Genomic DNA, 15,090 nt, shown 5'->3' with positions numbered 1-15,090 from the left:
GTGTGAAACTTGATTATTATCCTCTTGGGGATACAGGCATTCAGCTTGTATTTGGTACCGAGATTTCAGAAGAAACGAATCAGAAAATCAGAATGTTTGCCAATGAGTTAGCGCAACACCCGATTGATGGTGTTGTGGAATGGGTTCCAGCCTATACAACGCTAACAATCTATTATCTTCCAAATAAAATTTCTTTCAATACATTGAAAGAAAAGTTGGAAGAGAGGAACGAACAACAACATGGAAGAGAAGCAGATGCTGCTTCTCTTGTTTATATCATTCCAACTTATTATGCTGGGCCAGACTTAGAATTTGTAGCCGAACATAATGGGATGAGCCAAGAAGAAGTGATCGACATTCATGCTAATAAAGATTACCTCATTTATATGATGGGCTTTGTTCCCGGCTTCCCTTATCTAGGTGGGATGCCAGAACAAATTGCAACGCCAAGACGGGAAAATCCACGTGCTGAAATTGAGCCGGGTTCCGTTGGAATAGCCGGAGCGCAAACGGGTATTTATCCACTTGAATCGCCAGGAGGCTGGCAAATTATTGGACAAACCCCAGTGAAATTATATGACCCAACAGGAGAGCGACCAATCTTACTTGAGTCAGGTCATTATTTGCGATTTGTTTCTGTTAGTAAAGATGAATTCATTAATATAAAAGAAGCGATCAAACGTGGGGAGTATGAAGTCGAAACCGAAGAAAAGAAGGTGAGCGTTCATGAAGTCGGTTGATTTAAATAGCGATTTGGGAGAAAGCTTTGGGGCTTACAAGATTGGAAATGATGAGAACGTACTAGAATATATCTCATCAGCAAACATTGCCTGCGGCTATCATGCAGGAGACCATAATGTGATGATGAAGACAGTCGTATTAGCGAAGAAGCTTGGCGTTAGTATTGGTGCACATCCGGGATTTCCTGACCTTGGGGGATTCGGCAGGCGTGAGATGAAGCTATCGCCTGATGAAGTGTTCAACCTGGTTGCTTATCAGATTGGGGCAATTCAGGGTGTTGCGAATGTTCACCAAACAAAAGTGCACCATGTGAAACCACACGGAGCTCTTTATAATCTGGCAGCGAAAGATCCAGCCATTGCAAACGCCATTGCAAACGCTGTCTATGCAGTGAACCCTGAGCTTACCCTTTATGGTTTAGCAGGGAGTGAATTGATTAAGGCAGGACGAGAGCGTGGACTAACGGTTGCTCAGGAAGTTTTCGCAGATCGTACGTATCAGCCTGACGGGACCCTCACCCCACGCTCAGAGCCGAACGCCATGATTCACAATGCAGATCAAGCTGTCGCGCGTGTCGTTCGTATGATCGATGAGCAGCAGGTAAAGGCAGTAAATGGAGAAGATATTGCTATTCAGGCCGATACGATTTGTGTACACGGCGATGAGCCCGAAGCACTGCAGTTTGTTCAGCAATTAAGGGAGCGCCTTTTGAATGAAGGGATTCGTATTCAGCGGGTTGGAGTGAATGCCCATGTCTAAATCAATTTTCAAAGTTCGAAAATCTGGATTGCTTTCGACGATTCAGGATAGTGGAAGAAAAGGTTACCAACAATACGGGATTGTTGTATCTGGAGCGATGGATCCTTTTGCAATGAACGTGGCGAACTTCCTCGTAGGAAACAAAGGAAACGAAGCCGTTCTTGAAATCACGGTTATGGGACCAGCCTTCGAGGTACTTGATGAAGCCGTTATTGCCATTTGCGGTGGGGACCTTTCCCCAAAAGTGAATGGAGAAAAAGCGCCAATGTGGAAAAGCTTTTCTGTGAAGGAAGGCGATCGTCTGGAGTTTGGTCAGCCTCTCTCGGGTGCTCGTTCGTATATTAGTGTTGCTGGTGGTTATGATGTACCGCTTGTGATGGGAAGTAAGTCAACGTATCTGAAAGCTGGAATTGGTGGAGTTGAAGGACGAGCGCTTGAAAAAGGAGATGTGCTTCAAACGTCTGGAAAGATAAAAGGAATCAGTGGACGTTCACTCCATCCGGATGAAGTTCCTTCTTATAAAAAAGAATTAACCATCCGTGTCGTACTTGGACCGCACCACCATGCATTTACGGAAGATGGGATCCAAACATTCCTATCAACTCCATATGAGGTAACGCCTCAGTCCGATCGAATGGGCTTTCGCTTAAAAGGGGACAAGGTGGAGCACGCAACGTCTGCTGATATTATTTCGGAAGCGATTCCGCTTGGTGGGATTCAGGTTCCAGCAAATGGTGATCCGATTATTCTGATGTCAGATCGGCAAACGACAGGTGGCTATACGCGAATTGCCACGGTCATCTCAAGCGATATTCCATACTTAGCGCAAGCGATGCCTGGCTGTACGATCCACTTTCGTGAAGTAACCGTGGAGCAAGCGCAAGAAGTTTATGAAACGAATGATCGCTTTCTTCGCACGTTAGAAAAAGTATCTGTGAGATAAAGGGAGGACACAGCATGTTAAGTTCAAAAGAAATCATTGAGATTATCAAATATGTTGATGGTTCAACAGTAGATGAAGTCCATTATGAGCATGATAGCTTTGTCGTTAAGGTGAAAAACCAGAATCCAGAGAGTGAGAAAAGCGAACAGCAGGAAGCGAAAGCACAGGTTCCGACCGCTGTTGCTGAGCGGGGGCAGGAGGATCTAACTCCTGAGCCGGAAGAACGAGAAACCCATACAGTGAAAGCGCCTATGGTTGGCATGTTCTATTCCTCACCTTCTCCGGATGATCCTGCATTTATTCAGGTTGGAGATAAGGTCGAAGAAGAAACAGTCGTTTGTTGTCTAGAAGCAATGAAGATGTTTAATGATGTTCCAGCAGATGTGAAAGGTGAAATTACTGAGATTCTTGTGGAAAATGGCGATCTTGTTGAATTTGGCCAACCGCTCTTTACTGTAAAACCAGCATAGGAGGGAATCAGATGGGAATCAAAAAAGTACTGATCGCAAATCGCGGTGAAATTGCTGTACGTATTATTCGCGCCTGTCATGAGCTTGATTTAACCGCTGTCGCCGTCTATTCTGAAGCGGATCGGGATGCTCTACATGTGCAATTGGCGGATGAACATTATTGTATCGGCCCTACGTCCTCTAGCGATAGCTATTTAAACGTAGGGAATATCATGACGATTGCGACGAATAGCGGCGTGGATGCGATTCACCCTGGCTATGGTTTTCTTGCTGAAAATGCCGACTTCGCGGAGATGTGTGAGGACTGTAACATTGCTTTTATCGGTCCAAGCAAAGAATCCATTCGTCAAATGGGAATCAAAGATGTGGCGAGAAAGACGATGCAAGATGCGAACGTCCCGGTGGTTCCAGGTTCAAAAGGCATTATTCAAAGCAAAGAAGAAGCGCTTGAACTAGCAAATGATATGGGGTTCCCTATCATCATTAAGGCCACAGCCGGCGGAGGCGGGAAAGGGATTCGTGTTGTAAGAGAAGAAGAGGAATTAATCAAAGCCATTAATATGACCCAGCAGGAAGCGGAAAAGGCATTCGGCAACCCAGGTGTGTATATGGAAAAGTTTATCGAAGACTTTCGTCATATCGAAATTCAAGTTCTCGCGGATCTTTATGGCAACGTGATCCATCTCGGCGAACGCGATTGCTCCATTCAAAGACGGATGCAAAAGCTTGTGGAAGAAACACCGTCCCCTGCTTTAACGCAATCCATTCGTTCCGAAATGGGTGAAGCCGCGGTTCGAGCAGCTAAGGCCGTTGATTATGCCGGTGCCGGTACAGTCGAATTTATTTATGACCAGGATGGAAACTATTATTTTATGGAAATGAATACGCGGATTCAGGTGGAGCATCCTGTTACAGAAATGGTGACGGGTGTTGATTTAATTAAAGAACAAATCAAAATCGCTGACCGTGAGCGACTTTCACTCACACAAGAGGAAGTAGAGATGAGCGGTTGGGCGATTGAATGTCGAATTAACGCGGAAGATCCGGATAACGGTTTTATGCCTTCACCAGGAACAGTCGAAACGTATCTCCCACCCGGAGGCTTCGGGGTTCGAGTGGATTCGGCCGTTTATCCAGGTTATGTCATCCCGCCATTTTATGATTCGATGGTTGCAAAGCTGATTACATACGGTTCGACGCGTACAGAAGCCATGCAGCGGATGAAGCGAGCGCTCAGTGAATTCAAGATCGAAGGCGTGAAAACAACGATTCCGTTTCATCAGAGGTTATTCAACCATGAGAAGTTTGTAGAAGGCGATTTTAACACAAAGTTTCTTGAAATCTATGAACTTAAGGAGATGGTCTAATGGAAACTCCTTCTACACAGCGACGAAAGTATCGCGACAATCTTGAGAGTGGAACAACATCAGGCGTATGTGATGGCTACTTGCAGGCGAATATGATTACACTTCCCTCAAAATACGCTTTCGAGTTCCTCCTGTTTTGTCAGCGAAATCCGAAGCCCTGTCCGATCGTTGATGTTCTTGAAGCGGGACAGGTAAAGCCTCGCATTGCTGATGCAGATATTCGCACAGATCTTCCAAAATACCGCATTTACAAAAACGGAGAGTTGGAGAAGGAGACACTTGACCTTAAGGACGTGTGGGAAGATGACTATGTCACATTTCTATTAGGATGTAGCTTTACATTTGAAAAAGCGCTCGTGGAAAGCGGCATTAGCTTATTGCATCAGGAAATGAATCTCGTTGTGCCAATGTATCAAACCAACATCCCTTGCGAAGAAGCGGGTCAGTTTAACGGGAATATGGTGGTCAGCATGAGAGCGATTCGAAAAGAAGAGCTTGATGAAACAATTGCCATCACATCAAAGTTTCCGCATGCGCACGGGGCTCCCATTCACGTTGGTCATCCATCTGAAATTGGCATTAAGGATATTGAAAAACCGGATTACGGAGAATTCCCTCCTTTCGATGAAGAAGAACGCATTCCCGTGTTCTGGGCGTGCGGGGTAACACCTCAGTATGTTGGGTTGAACGTAAAACCTGAGATTATGATCACGCATGCGCCGGGGCATATGCTGATTACGGATCAAAAAGAATAGAGTGTGAAAGTCGTTTAGTCGAGAACCGCTTCTGACTGAACGGCTTTTTTTGTTGAGAATAAGCCCTTATGACGTATGATAAAATGAAGGGAATAACCGAGTTGAAATAAGTAGGAGGAAGGTAGATCATGACAATCGTTAGCTTCTTACTTATTGCCTGGATTTTAAGCTGGTTTAAGTTTGAAAAGCTGTTTATTCAAGCGTTTCAAGAGCTTTTTAATAAAACGATCACAGAAGCAAGCTATTACTTTATCTTCTTTTGTATCGGTGCCCTTGGAGATATTGTACTGCTGCTGAATGGGACGTTTTACGATAAGTTGTAATGGTAAAGGCTGAAGATGCTAGTATCTTTAGCTTTTTTTTTCGTTAACTGGAGAATCATTTTCAAAAACAGATGACAAAATCTACCGGAAGTGAAAAAATGGAAATAGATGCTGAGTGAAAGAGAGGCGCGCTAAAAATGAAAAAAGCAAATCGACTGTCAGTGCTTTTATTTAGTTTTACGCTAGTGAGTTTAGGCGTTATGGCTTACTCAGTGTATTGGAATGATACTTACCCATATGCACCAGAAGTGATTATTGGATGTTTAGCTTACTTTTTTCTGTCCATTTTTTACTTCATCCTTATGGCAGTTTGGAATACGAGAAAGTTGAACAAGTATGAACGAAAGGAGCGAGTCGGTACATTCATCAAATGGTTTGCCGGACTGAGCGCCATTCATGTGCTTGTCTCATTACTCACTTTTTCCAGTATTGATGGGTATCAATTGTTTACTTCCTTTGGGTTAGCAGTTGGGATTGCTTTTAGCGATATGATTTTTCAAAAGAAGAGATCTTTTTGAATCACATTCAAAAAATCATAAAAGGAAGTGTGCAATATTGGGTAGTGAAAGTAAAATCATTATTTTTCCATTAAATAATGCGTTAATTAAGGATATCAATGAGACAAATGATTATTTTAAGTTATATGGTAGAGTTGTCCCCAGTTTACAATCAGGAAAGTGGTCTTATCAAGAGGTTCTTTTCGATGAAACGAGAGAAACACGTTTTCCAGATGACAAACTTGATTGGAGCCAATATATAAACCGAGAGGATAAAACCTTGTTATTAGCTTATATGAATAACACTTGCATAGGACAAATTAGAATAATTAAGGAATGGAATCGCTTCTGTTATATTGAAAACATTGCTACTAAAAAAGATTATAGAGGCAGTGGAGTCGGAAAGTTGCTCTTAAATAAAGCGGAAGAGTGGGCAAAACAAAGAAAACTTATAGGGATGTCCTTGGAAGCACAAGATGATAATCTTGGTGCATGCAGATTTTATGTGAAACAAGGATTTATACTAGGTGGAGTTGACACACTAAAGCAGTCATATAATCCTAATATTGAAACCACTTTGTACTGGTATAAGTTATTCAAGTAATGGGTGCTTATCTGTAATAAGATAGGCTCTTTTTCATGTACAAGAAAAATTGAGTTGTTAGAAAAAATGGAAGTAATTGGTATGGCAGATGTAGTAGCGATTGCTAAATAGAATATTCAATAAATGCATTAACCTTGTAAGAGGGAATATGACTTATTTAGGAGGGTTAAAATGACGAATAGAATAGTTGTTGCACTAATAGGTAGCTTTCTTATGTTTGCGGTAGGTTTGTTTAGATTATTGACTGAAACGCTATCTTTAACACCTTTGTTTATTGCTTCTGTATTTATTATAACAGGGGTAATTGGTGTTGTTGCTAATGGATTAGGATTAGGAAAAACACCTAATACCTAATTATCACAGGTTTTTAGTATCTTGAAATCAAGTATTCCACTATTTAGCTATTCATTAACAATGGTATGTAACTATGCGGATGAAACAATTAAACTACCGGAGCAGTTCCGGTTAATTTACCCTACAAAATGGTGCACAAAATGTCGGATGAATAAAGTAAATTCCTGTTATTCTATTGATGAAAGGAGGTCAAATTAATGGATTTGCTTAAGGACATGAATACTGCAATGAAGTATATCGAAGAAAACCTTACTAACGAAATAGACTACAAAGTCGTGGCAAGTTTAGCTTATTGTTCCGAATATCACTTTAAGAGAATGTTTTCTTTTCTTGCAGGAATGACGTTAGCAGAGTATATACGGCGTAGACGACTTAGTTTGGCAGCATTTGAGCTTCAAAATAGTAATGTAAAAGTTATCGATGTTGCGATGAAATATGGATACAATTCACCGGACTCCTTTACGAGAGCTTTTCTTAATTTACATGGCGTCACACCAACAGAAGCAAGAAACAAAGGTCAGCATTTAAAAGCATATCCATTTATGACCTTCCAATTGTCAATTAGAGGAGGAACTGAAATGAACTATCGAATCGAACAAAAAGAAGCATTTACCATCGTTGGTATTATGAAACGAGTTCCAATTGTTTTTGAAGGAGAAAATCCGGAAATAGCTGGGATGTGGCAATCCTTGACTATGAATAAAATAGAACGATTAAAAAAACTTTCAAATGTTGAACCGAAAGGGATGATTCAAGCATCTAGTAACTTTTCAGAAGGGCGTATGGAAGAAAAAGGGGAACTTGATCAATATATAGGAGTAGCAACAACCCAAGAATGCCCCGAAGATTTTACTAAACTTGAAGTACCTGCACTAACCTGGGCAATCTTCGAATCAACCGGAACATTCCCTAATACATTACAAGAAACATGGGGGAAGATTTATTCAGAGTGGTTTCCATCTTCCACTTATCAAGTAACAGAAGGCCCTGAGATCTTGTCAATTAAAAGTAAAGATTTAACTTCTACCTCTGTAAAAAGTGAGATTTGGATTCCCGTTAAGAAGAATAATTAATAAAATATTACGGAGCTGTTTTAGACAGCTCTTTTTCTTATGAAAAAAATGCAAAAGTTTTCAAAGTGATTTTTGAATTTCTGCCTTTAATGGTTATTGGAATATTGGTAGCAACCTTTATCTATAGAATATATTTTGATATCAAGTCTTCCACAATCTCGGAGCTAATTAGTAATTAACTAGTCGACATTTTTCCTTAGCGTAAGGGGGGAACAATGAATTTAGGAATAGTATCTGTAAAAGGAGAAACCTAATAAAGTATGAGTGTTATCATACCTTATTAGGTTTCTCCTTAATCGGTTATGCTTATAAACATTAATGATTGAAAGTTTTATTCTCAGTTATTCGAGGCTTATGCTTTTTACTAGTCCAGTTGACTAAGAAAATTCCAATAAGAATAAAAAGTCCTCCAGTAAGAGTCGTGAGGTGTAGTTTCTCACCTAACAAAAGCCAACCAAAAAGCACACCAAAGAATGGGGCTAGAAATAAGAATGCACTGGTCTTCCCAGGATCCCCGTTTTGAAGAAGGTAGAACCAAATAGTAAATTGGACGACGGAAGCCATAATAGCTAACCATAGTGTAAGACCTACCGATTCAATTGAGACAATCATGACTTGTAGTTCGAATAAAAAACTGAATAGCAACAAGAAGAGACCACCAAATAACATCTGGTAACCTGTTAAAACCCATACGTCAAATCTCTTTCCATAAGTGTTAATAAGTAAAGTAGAGGTAGCCCATGAAATCGAAGGGAATAAACTTAATAAGGTACCGATTTGCAAGTTAAGTTGGCCACCTAATGTAATGAAGACTCCTATCATGCCCAGGCATACTCCGAACCATTGACTTCTATTGTATTGTTTTTTTAGGAAAATTGTACTTGAAACAATGACAAGGAGTGGATTGGTAAACGTTAATATAGAAGATTCACTGGCAGAAATGGTTCTTAAACTAATAAAGATAAAACCCAAAACGCCAGTCGTTTGAAAGAGGCCGATGAGAGCGATTAACAACCAGTTTTTCATAAGCACCAGCTACGATAAATCTAAGGGCGTTTAATAACAACGGTGAGATATAAGTAATGGCGATTTTACCTATAGCAAACGAAGAACCCATGAGAGCGGTTGTGATCATAACGAGAATCCCGAACGTTAACCTATTCATGAATATACCCCTTTTATTCTTTTATAAATAATAAAAAAGGGTAAGTGACTTACCCTTTTTCTGCTGTTTAAATTCTTTTTTTATTTTTTAATTGCATTAAAACTTCTCTAGGTTCAGCTCGGTACATATAGTCGACATTTGCACTTGACGTCATAATTGTACCATCTTGACTGATAACAACCGTTCCTGCTACAGGGAGTCTCCAAGGATCTTCTTTGCTATTGAAATCACTTAAGTCAATATTGAAATCATCTCTATACGTTTTAATAAGATAATCAGGCATTTCAAATAGCAAGTTGTAATTTTTTATAACCTCTTGGGAAGTGTCACTTAATACTTCATAAGAAAGGTTGTTTTTCTCCTGTGTCGTTAAAGATTGATCTGGAGTTTGAGGAGAAATAGCGATTAATTGTGCTCCCTCTGCTTTAATATCATTAAGAATTTCTTCATAAGCTCTCAATTCAAGATTGCAGTAGGGACACCAACCACCTCTATAGAAATTCAAAATGACGGGTCCTTTTTTTAATTCCTCAGATAAAGTGATGAATTTTCCATTGGCGTTTTTCAGCGTGAAATCAGGAGCTTGATCTCCTTCGGTCAAGCCAGTTGCTATTCCAGAGTCAAGCAACTCGTTAGTTGCCTGGGTTACATTATTGGTCACGTGATTTGGAGCATTTGAGAAAAACTTTTCACGTACTGTTATTAGTTCATCTTTTAACATGTTGCTCACCTCAATATTAATTTCGGATTTTTCTATCGAAAAGTTTATATTACTATTTTAGAACGAATTAAACGTCAAAAACTTCTTTCAAATGTGCACGAAGTTCTGTTAGGTATTTATCAATGTCAGGATTTTTCATAACGTCGTGAGCTCCAAAACTCTTTAGTGGTTCAAGTCCAACGTACTTGTTCATATTATGCAAGTGATCAAGTGACCCTTCGAGATCTTGACCTTTAAAGAATTTATCCTCATCGTTATAGGCATATTCTGGTGCATTCCATGTTGTGGAAAGCATGTATTTTCTTCCACCTAACATACCGTTGTGACCGTATTCTGCATCTCCGCCGAAGAAGAGTCCAGGTTCATATACAGCATCGATATAAGACTTGAAAGCGCCGGGTAAGCTAAACCAATTGATAGGTGTTTGGAAAATGATTGTGTCTGCCCACATAAATTTATCCTGTTCTTCCTTTACATCGTACCCATCTTGAACGACAGTTGTTTTAATGTTGTAGGAGTCTTTCAAATTGTTGATGATTTCATCAAATAGTGTTTGATTCAATCTCCCTGGTGCAAATGACCAGTATTCGTGTCCATTAATAACTAATATATTTTTCATTTTTAATTTCCCCCTGATTGTTTTATGGTTCGAAAACCATCGAACTGATAAAAATAATAACACCATTTATTTGTTAATGCAATTCTTTCGTTTATTTGATAAAAATGTTTTATTTCATTGTAGAATAAAAAAAAGAGCCGCTAGGGGCTCTTTCGATTTTAAATATCTTCTTCTTTAAGTTGCGTAACGGTTTTTAGTAAACCTGGAAATTTCTCGTCAATTTCTTCTCTTCTTAGAGAGTAAATATGCTCCTTTCCTTCTATTCTAGCTTTAATCAGTCCTGCCTCACGAAGCACTTTAATGTGATGGGAGACGGTGGATTTTGGTAACTGTAATTCAAGAGAATAGGCCGTACAATTATTTTCAAAGCTTTCATTTAAACAACGGATGATCTTCACTCTATTTGGTTCACTTAATGCGTGAAGAACTTTTGTAAAAAGGACACTTTCGATTGGTGGTTGGTATGGTGTTTTCATAGTAGCCATTCTAATACGTTTTTTTTATAAAAGCAATTATCATCGATATAAGGCTTTTAATTAAGGAGTATCATAACTCCATTAATTTCTTAAGAACTGAGAGTGAGAAGATGTTGCTCCATTATATCGGTGCTACTGTGTAATAAAGAGTGGGAACTTTATGTAGGATGATGGAAAAGCAATAAGAGAAACTAAAACCTATTAAAGGAAGAATAGAATGTATAACGTTATAAAAGCCAATAGGACAAACTTAGAAGAAATCGTACACGTTGACAATTAGGTTAGGTTGAGGTACGCCAAGTAATTTGAAATGATTAGGAATAAGGTTTATTGATTAACGTAAAGAACGGGAGTTGAATAGAAAATTAAAAAACTCGAACATTCTGAGTGGCGATTTAGTGTGATCATTCTGGCCGGCCTTCTTGGGACGTTTCTTGCTATTTCGGTCGTCCAACAGGAACTGCACCTGACATATGCGTTAGGGTACCTGGCCGTGTGGTTATTAGCGGTGAGTAGTAATGCGATTTACGTGCTTTATAAGAGAAATAAAAATAAGCGGGGTTAGAAGAATCATAACCTGGATGAGTTTGTACGAAATAGAATGTCCGAACATGCCCCTTCATAGACTTAGAGAAAAGAAGGGAAGTGATCTCAATGTTTGGATGGAGTGCTGTTGTTGTAGCTGCCGCGTTTGTGATTCTCGTTGTCTATTTGATTTTAACTTTACGAAAAGTGATGACAACACTGGCAGAAACAAAGGAGACGTTGTCTGGTGTCCGGAATTCGGTTAACGGTATTACAGATGAAGCAGAAGAATTGATCCATACCGCCAACCAAATTTCGGATGATGTAAAAGGGAAAATGGAAGCCGTGGATCCTTTAATCGAGTCTGCTCATGATGTGGGGGACATGATACACGATGTAACGAGCTCCATTAAAAAAACCGCTTTGCAAAAGAATAGTAGGAAAACCATTCGTACACAAGAAAGCAAACCGGTACAAGTGAGATTGAAGTAAGAAAAGAGTTTCGTTGAAGGAAATTTTTATTAATGTGTTGAGCATAAGTAGAAAAGGAAGCCTAGCAGGCTTTCTTTTTTCGTGTATCCCAATTATTTTAATCGTAGCTGCCATCCTTTTTCTTATGAGAAATAGAAGATCCTGTTTTGAAAACAGATAATTTCATGCATTGCCCGGAACCAAACAGCCACCTAACTCGTAAATCAATAAAAGACATCGGGAGGTGTATGGATGAAGCAACTTTATATAAAGCAGAAGGTCTTCAGTCTTAGTGGGAAATATACAGTAAAGGACCAGCAAGAGAACGATCGGTATTATGTGGAGGGAAGTTTTATGCAAGTGCCAAAGACTTTCTCCATAATGAATACGGGTAGAGATGAAGTAGCCCTTATTGAGAAACAGGTCTTCAGCTTTTTCCCGAAATTTTTAGTTGAAGTGAATGGTCGAGAGATTTTAACCATTAAGAAGGAATTTTCTTTCTTAAAAGCACGCTATACCATTGATGCAGCAGGTATTGAAGTGAATGGTAATTGGTGGGATATGGATTTCCAAGTCGTGCAGAAAGGAAAACTCATAGCGGAAGTGGGCAAGGAATGGTTCACCTGGGGCGATAGTTACAAGGTTCAAATCCTAGATGACGAGATGGAAACGATGATCATTGCGCTCGTTGTGGCCATCGATTGTGTCAAGGCTGACCAGGCAGCTGCTGCATCAGCATCGATGTAGTAGGCAGAATTAAAGTGAGGAGCTTATCCGTAATAAGCTTCTTTTTATATGTATAAGAAATGAAAAGTGAATTTAAAATGAAAATGAAGGAGGAGTTAGATGAAGCAAAAACTAAAAAAAGCGATCTTACCTGTTCTGCTAGTATCTTTAGCTTTGAATATCTTTCTCACTACTCACTATTTTTACGAAAAGAAGAGAGAAGAGGAAAGTTTAGGCCAGGCGATAAATTACATCATGTTTAATCTGAATGAAACGGTCAAACAATTAAATGATCTTGATCAAAGCAGCCCAGATTATAAGGACCGTCTGATCTTAGCTCAGAGTAAGATTGCAGAAAATGAAGGATGGATTAATGCACATATAAAGGATATGCCACAAAATCTCGTTTCCTGGAATGGTGGAATAGGAGTCGGGTTGGGTAACGGAATATATGGAGTAAGTGAAGATGGTGCAAAAGAAGCAGTAGAGGATATTTTGAATTTTAAAAAGGGATATGATAAGGAGATTGTACACGTTAATCCGGAAGACCGGCCTTATGAAGCGATACAAGTTATTGGAAATGTTCTAAGTAGCAAGAAATATATGGGGGAGCGTTTTATTTATAAATAAAGGAAGTGTTCTTTTCGTAAACTTGGTATGGAAAAGATAGGGACAGAATTAGATGGCAAAGTGATCAGAATGAGAGGATTTCTCTAACTTCATATTGCTGAAGTCATTATTAAACTTTATAGTGCAAATGTAGGGAAGGAGCTCAATAATGAGGCTCCCTTTTTTAGTAAAGCTCTTGATTAGCTTTCTTTTATCATATGGCGAAACATAAATGGAGCGAATAAAGAGAAAAGAAGCACACTTAGCGTGATCCACCACCCGATTGATTGAAAGATTTCTTCTGGGCTGAAAAACGTGTATCCTAGATAGGATATAAACAAAATCCCTTGCAGTACCTTCAAGGTTTTCGCTTCGGCTTCATGCTTCTCAGCTACAAGTCTTTCATCAGTCTCAGATACAATCAATTGAGGATTCTTTCTTATTTTCATCAGTTTAAGGAAGCCTGTTAGTGCTACACTGAAAGGAATCAGCGATAGGGCTAAGAACGCTCTGTTGTTAATAAAAACGGTGTCCGATGTTTCCAAAACTACCCAGGTTAGAAAAAGGGCTAAACTAACAAATAACGTGACCCAAATGGTCAATTTCGTTTCCTTAACGAATTTTTCAACACTCACGGATCATTCCTCCCAGAATAAATCATCTAACGTTTTATTTAAGGCTTTGCATATAGCTGTACACAATTTAAGACTTGGATTATAGTTACCACCTTCAATTAAATTAATTGTTTGCCGGGTCACACCAACCATAGCTGCTAATTTTTCTTGAGAAACATCGGCTTCAGCCCGAGCGATCTTTATTTTTTTATTTTTCAATAAACATCAGCTCCTCCTCTTGTTCACATTATATTATGCAGCACCTTACAAAATGTCATTTATAAATGACATTTTGTAAGGTGCTTTTTATTAGGAAGATCGTTTCTGCAGATAGTTTAAAGGAGGGTTCGTGTCTTAGGGTGTTGAATATACATTATGAGTCTATTTATTGGGGAAAGCAGTTGTCGATTGAAAATGGCTCAAATGATCTTGATGATATTTGGGGGACAGACATGATAAAGTTCGAATTAGAAGATTGCATCACGAATAAGGAAGAGTTGAGAGGGCTAGTCGGAGAGCCAAGTGAAAGGGCAAAGAATAAAGTGATTTCACATATAGATGAAAACTGTAAAAATTTTTTAGCGATGTCACCATTTCTAATGATGTCAACATCAGATTCGGAAGGAAATTGCGATAGTTCACCAAGGGGAGATGCTCCGGGGTTTGTTCATGTTATGGATGATCATTGGCTCGTTATTCCTGAACGGCCTGGGAATAAGCGACTGGATTCGATCATGAACATTCTCTCAAATCCAAGCGTTGGATTAATCTTTTTGATTCCTGGGTTAGAAGAAACCTTACGAATAAACGGGCAGGCGACGATCATTAAAGATGAAAAAGTGCTTAAGGAAATGCACGTAGGTGGAAAAGTTCCACTCATCGGTATCGCTGTAAAAGTGGAAGAGTGCTTTATTCATTGTGCAAAAGCATTTATGCGATCCAAACTTTGGGATCGCGAGTCATGGCCATCTAAAGAGGCACGACCAAAAGCTGCGAAGATTTTAGCAGAGCATACGAATTTACCAGGAGTGACTGAAGAAAAGGTTGCAGCAGGTTTAAGAGAGAGTTATAGCAAGAGAATGTATTAGTCCTGTAGGCAAATGATGAGTAGTTGAGATCGATGGCAACTACTCTCTGATCAATAGTTGACTTTGACTCGATGTTAATCCTTTGGGGAACAAGCATGATGATCCTGTCAATGGGGAGGAGGTTGCTTAGAATGTCCCAAAATGATAAAAACCACAGGACGAAACAAGAGGAGAGGGATTCAGTGAAAGA

20 protein-coding genes and 1 pseudogene are annotated in these 15,090 nt (G+C 39.4%); 15 read left to right on the top strand and 6 right to left on the bottom strand.

All coding sequences use genetic code 11. The features are described from left to right. Positions 1–2: 2 nt before the first annotated feature. The 11 genes from pxpB (at position 3) to LC090_RS16870 (ending at position 7,886) form a co-directional block, all read left to right on the top strand. Positions 3–740, top strand: a complete 738-nt coding sequence (gene pxpB, locus LC090_RS16920; protein ID WP_226659185.1) for a 5-oxoprolinase subunit PxpB — start codon at positions 3–5, stop codon at positions 738–740. After that, entirely contained in the window at positions 727–1,500 is a 774-nt protein-coding gene (locus LC090_RS16915) for a LamB/YcsF family protein (RefSeq protein ID WP_226659184.1), read from the top strand. Before pxpB ends, LC090_RS16915 begins: the two co-directional genes overlap by 14 nt. Next, positions 1,493–2,443, top strand: a complete 951-nt coding sequence (locus tag LC090_RS16910) for a biotin-dependent carboxyltransferase family protein (RefSeq protein WP_226659183.1) — start codon at positions 1,493–1,495, stop codon at positions 2,441–2,443. Before LC090_RS16915 ends, LC090_RS16910 begins: the two co-directional genes overlap by 8 nt. A gap of 14 nt (positions 2,444–2,457) precedes the next feature. Further along, on the top strand, positions 2,458–2,913 hold the full coding sequence (gene accB / locus LC090_RS16905; protein ID WP_226659182.1) for an acetyl-CoA carboxylase biotin carboxyl carrier protein: 456 nt from the start codon (positions 2,458–2,460) through the stop codon (positions 2,911–2,913). Positions 2,914–2,924: 11 nt separating this feature from the next. Next, the gene (gene accC / locus LC090_RS16900; protein WP_226659181.1) at positions 2,925–4,280 is read left to right on the top strand and encodes an acetyl-CoA carboxylase biotin carboxylase subunit; all 1,356 of its coding nucleotides are present in this window, start codon (positions 2,925–2,927) and stop codon (positions 4,278–4,280) included. After that, positions 4,280–5,035, top strand: coding sequence for a putative hydro-lyase (locus LC090_RS16895; protein WP_226659180.1), 756 nt, complete (start codon positions 4,280–4,282; stop codon positions 5,033–5,035). Before accC ends, LC090_RS16895 begins: the two co-directional genes overlap by 1 nt. Positions 5,036–5,163: 128 nt before the next feature. Next, positions 5,164–5,358, top strand: coding sequence for a hypothetical protein (locus LC090_RS16890; protein ID WP_226659179.1), 195 nt, complete (start codon positions 5,164–5,166; stop codon positions 5,356–5,358). Positions 5,359–5,495: 137 nt separating this feature from the next. Next, the gene (locus LC090_RS16885) at positions 5,496–5,876 is read left to right on the top strand and encodes a hypothetical protein (protein ID WP_226659178.1); all 381 of its coding nucleotides are present in this window, start codon (positions 5,496–5,498) and stop codon (positions 5,874–5,876) included. 37 nt (positions 5,877–5,913) lie between these two features. Next, the gene (locus LC090_RS16880; RefSeq protein WP_226659177.1) at positions 5,914–6,459 is read left to right on the top strand and encodes a GNAT family N-acetyltransferase; all 546 of its coding nucleotides are present in this window, start codon (positions 5,914–5,916) and stop codon (positions 6,457–6,459) included. A gap of 171 nt (positions 6,460–6,630) precedes the next feature. Further along, positions 6,631–6,813, top strand: coding sequence for a hypothetical protein (locus LC090_RS16875; protein ID WP_226659176.1), 183 nt, complete (start codon positions 6,631–6,633; stop codon positions 6,811–6,813). Positions 6,814–7,010: 197 nt separating this feature from the next. Further along, positions 7,011–7,886, top strand: a complete 876-nt coding sequence (locus LC090_RS16870; RefSeq protein ID WP_226659175.1) for an AraC family transcriptional regulator — start codon at positions 7,011–7,013, stop codon at positions 7,884–7,886. Positions 7,887–8,201: 315 nt separating this feature from the next. Here the strand turns inward: LC090_RS16870 and LC090_RS16865 are convergent. The 4 genes and pseudogenes from LC090_RS16865 to LC090_RS16850 all read right to left on the bottom strand — a co-directional run bounded on the left by LC090_RS16865 (position 8,202) and on the right by LC090_RS16850 (position 10,867). Then, positions 8,202–9,051: pseudogene (locus LC090_RS16865) on the bottom strand (DMT family transporter). A 67-nt stretch (positions 9,052–9,118) separates the two neighbouring features. After that, positions 9,119–9,772 (bottom strand): peroxiredoxin-like family protein, encoded by a 654-nt coding sequence (locus tag LC090_RS16860; protein ID WP_226659174.1) that lies wholly within the window; start codon positions 9,770–9,772, stop codon positions 9,119–9,121. A gap of 67 nt (positions 9,773–9,839) precedes the next feature. After that, entirely contained in the window at positions 9,840–10,391 is a 552-nt protein-coding gene (locus LC090_RS16855) for an NAD(P)H-dependent oxidoreductase (RefSeq protein WP_226659173.1), read from the bottom strand. Positions 10,392–10,549: 158 nt separating this feature from the next. Next, positions 10,550–10,867, bottom strand: coding sequence for an ArsR/SmtB family transcription factor (locus tag LC090_RS16850; protein WP_226659172.1), 318 nt, complete (start codon positions 10,865–10,867; stop codon positions 10,550–10,552). A gap of 654 nt (positions 10,868–11,521) precedes the next feature. Here LC090_RS16850 and LC090_RS16845 point away from each other — a divergent pair. The 3 genes from LC090_RS16845 (at position 11,522) to LC090_RS16835 (ending at position 13,219) form a co-directional block, all read left to right on the top strand. Then, entirely contained in the window at positions 11,522–11,884 is a 363-nt protein-coding gene (locus LC090_RS16845; protein ID WP_226659171.1) for a DUF948 domain-containing protein, read from the top strand. 231 nt (positions 11,885–12,115) lie between these two features. Continuing rightward, positions 12,116–12,610, top strand: coding sequence for an LURP-one-related/scramblase family protein (locus LC090_RS16840; protein ID WP_226659170.1), 495 nt, complete (start codon positions 12,116–12,118; stop codon positions 12,608–12,610). Positions 12,611–12,709: 99 nt separating this feature from the next. After that, complete coding sequence (locus tag LC090_RS16835) at positions 12,710–13,219, top strand: hypothetical protein (RefSeq protein ID WP_226659169.1); 510 nt, start codon at positions 12,710–12,712, stop codon at positions 13,217–13,219. A 179-nt stretch (positions 13,220–13,398) separates the two neighbouring features. On the opposite strand, the gene LC090_RS16830 is transcribed toward LC090_RS16835, so the two are convergent. Together LC090_RS16830 and LC090_RS16825 are read right to left on the bottom strand one after the other, a co-directional pair. Continuing rightward, entirely contained in the window at positions 13,399–13,833 is a 435-nt protein-coding gene (locus tag LC090_RS16830; RefSeq protein ID WP_226659168.1) for a hypothetical protein, read from the bottom strand. A gap of 3 nt (positions 13,834–13,836) precedes the next feature. Then, complete coding sequence (locus tag LC090_RS16825) at positions 13,837–14,031, bottom strand: helix-turn-helix transcriptional regulator (RefSeq protein ID WP_226659167.1); 195 nt, start codon at positions 14,029–14,031, stop codon at positions 13,837–13,839. A gap of 233 nt (positions 14,032–14,264) precedes the next feature. Here LC090_RS16825 and LC090_RS16820 point away from each other — a divergent pair, with 233 nt between their 5' ends. Beyond that, the gene (locus LC090_RS16820; protein WP_226659398.1) at positions 14,265–14,900 is read left to right on the top strand and encodes a pyridoxamine 5'-phosphate oxidase family protein; all 636 of its coding nucleotides are present in this window, start codon (positions 14,265–14,267) and stop codon (positions 14,898–14,900) included. Positions 14,901–15,090: the final 190 nt, after the last annotated feature.

The sequence above is a fragment of the Guptibacillus hwajinpoensis genome (assembly GCF_020524165.1).
In the GTDB taxonomy this organism is placed as follows: domain Bacteria; phylum Bacillota; class Bacilli; order Bacillales; family Guptibacillaceae; genus Guptibacillus; species Guptibacillus hwajinpoensis_D.
The sequence above is the reverse complement of the archived record's forward strand: the minus strand, read 5'-3'. Positions and strand labels throughout refer to the sequence as shown.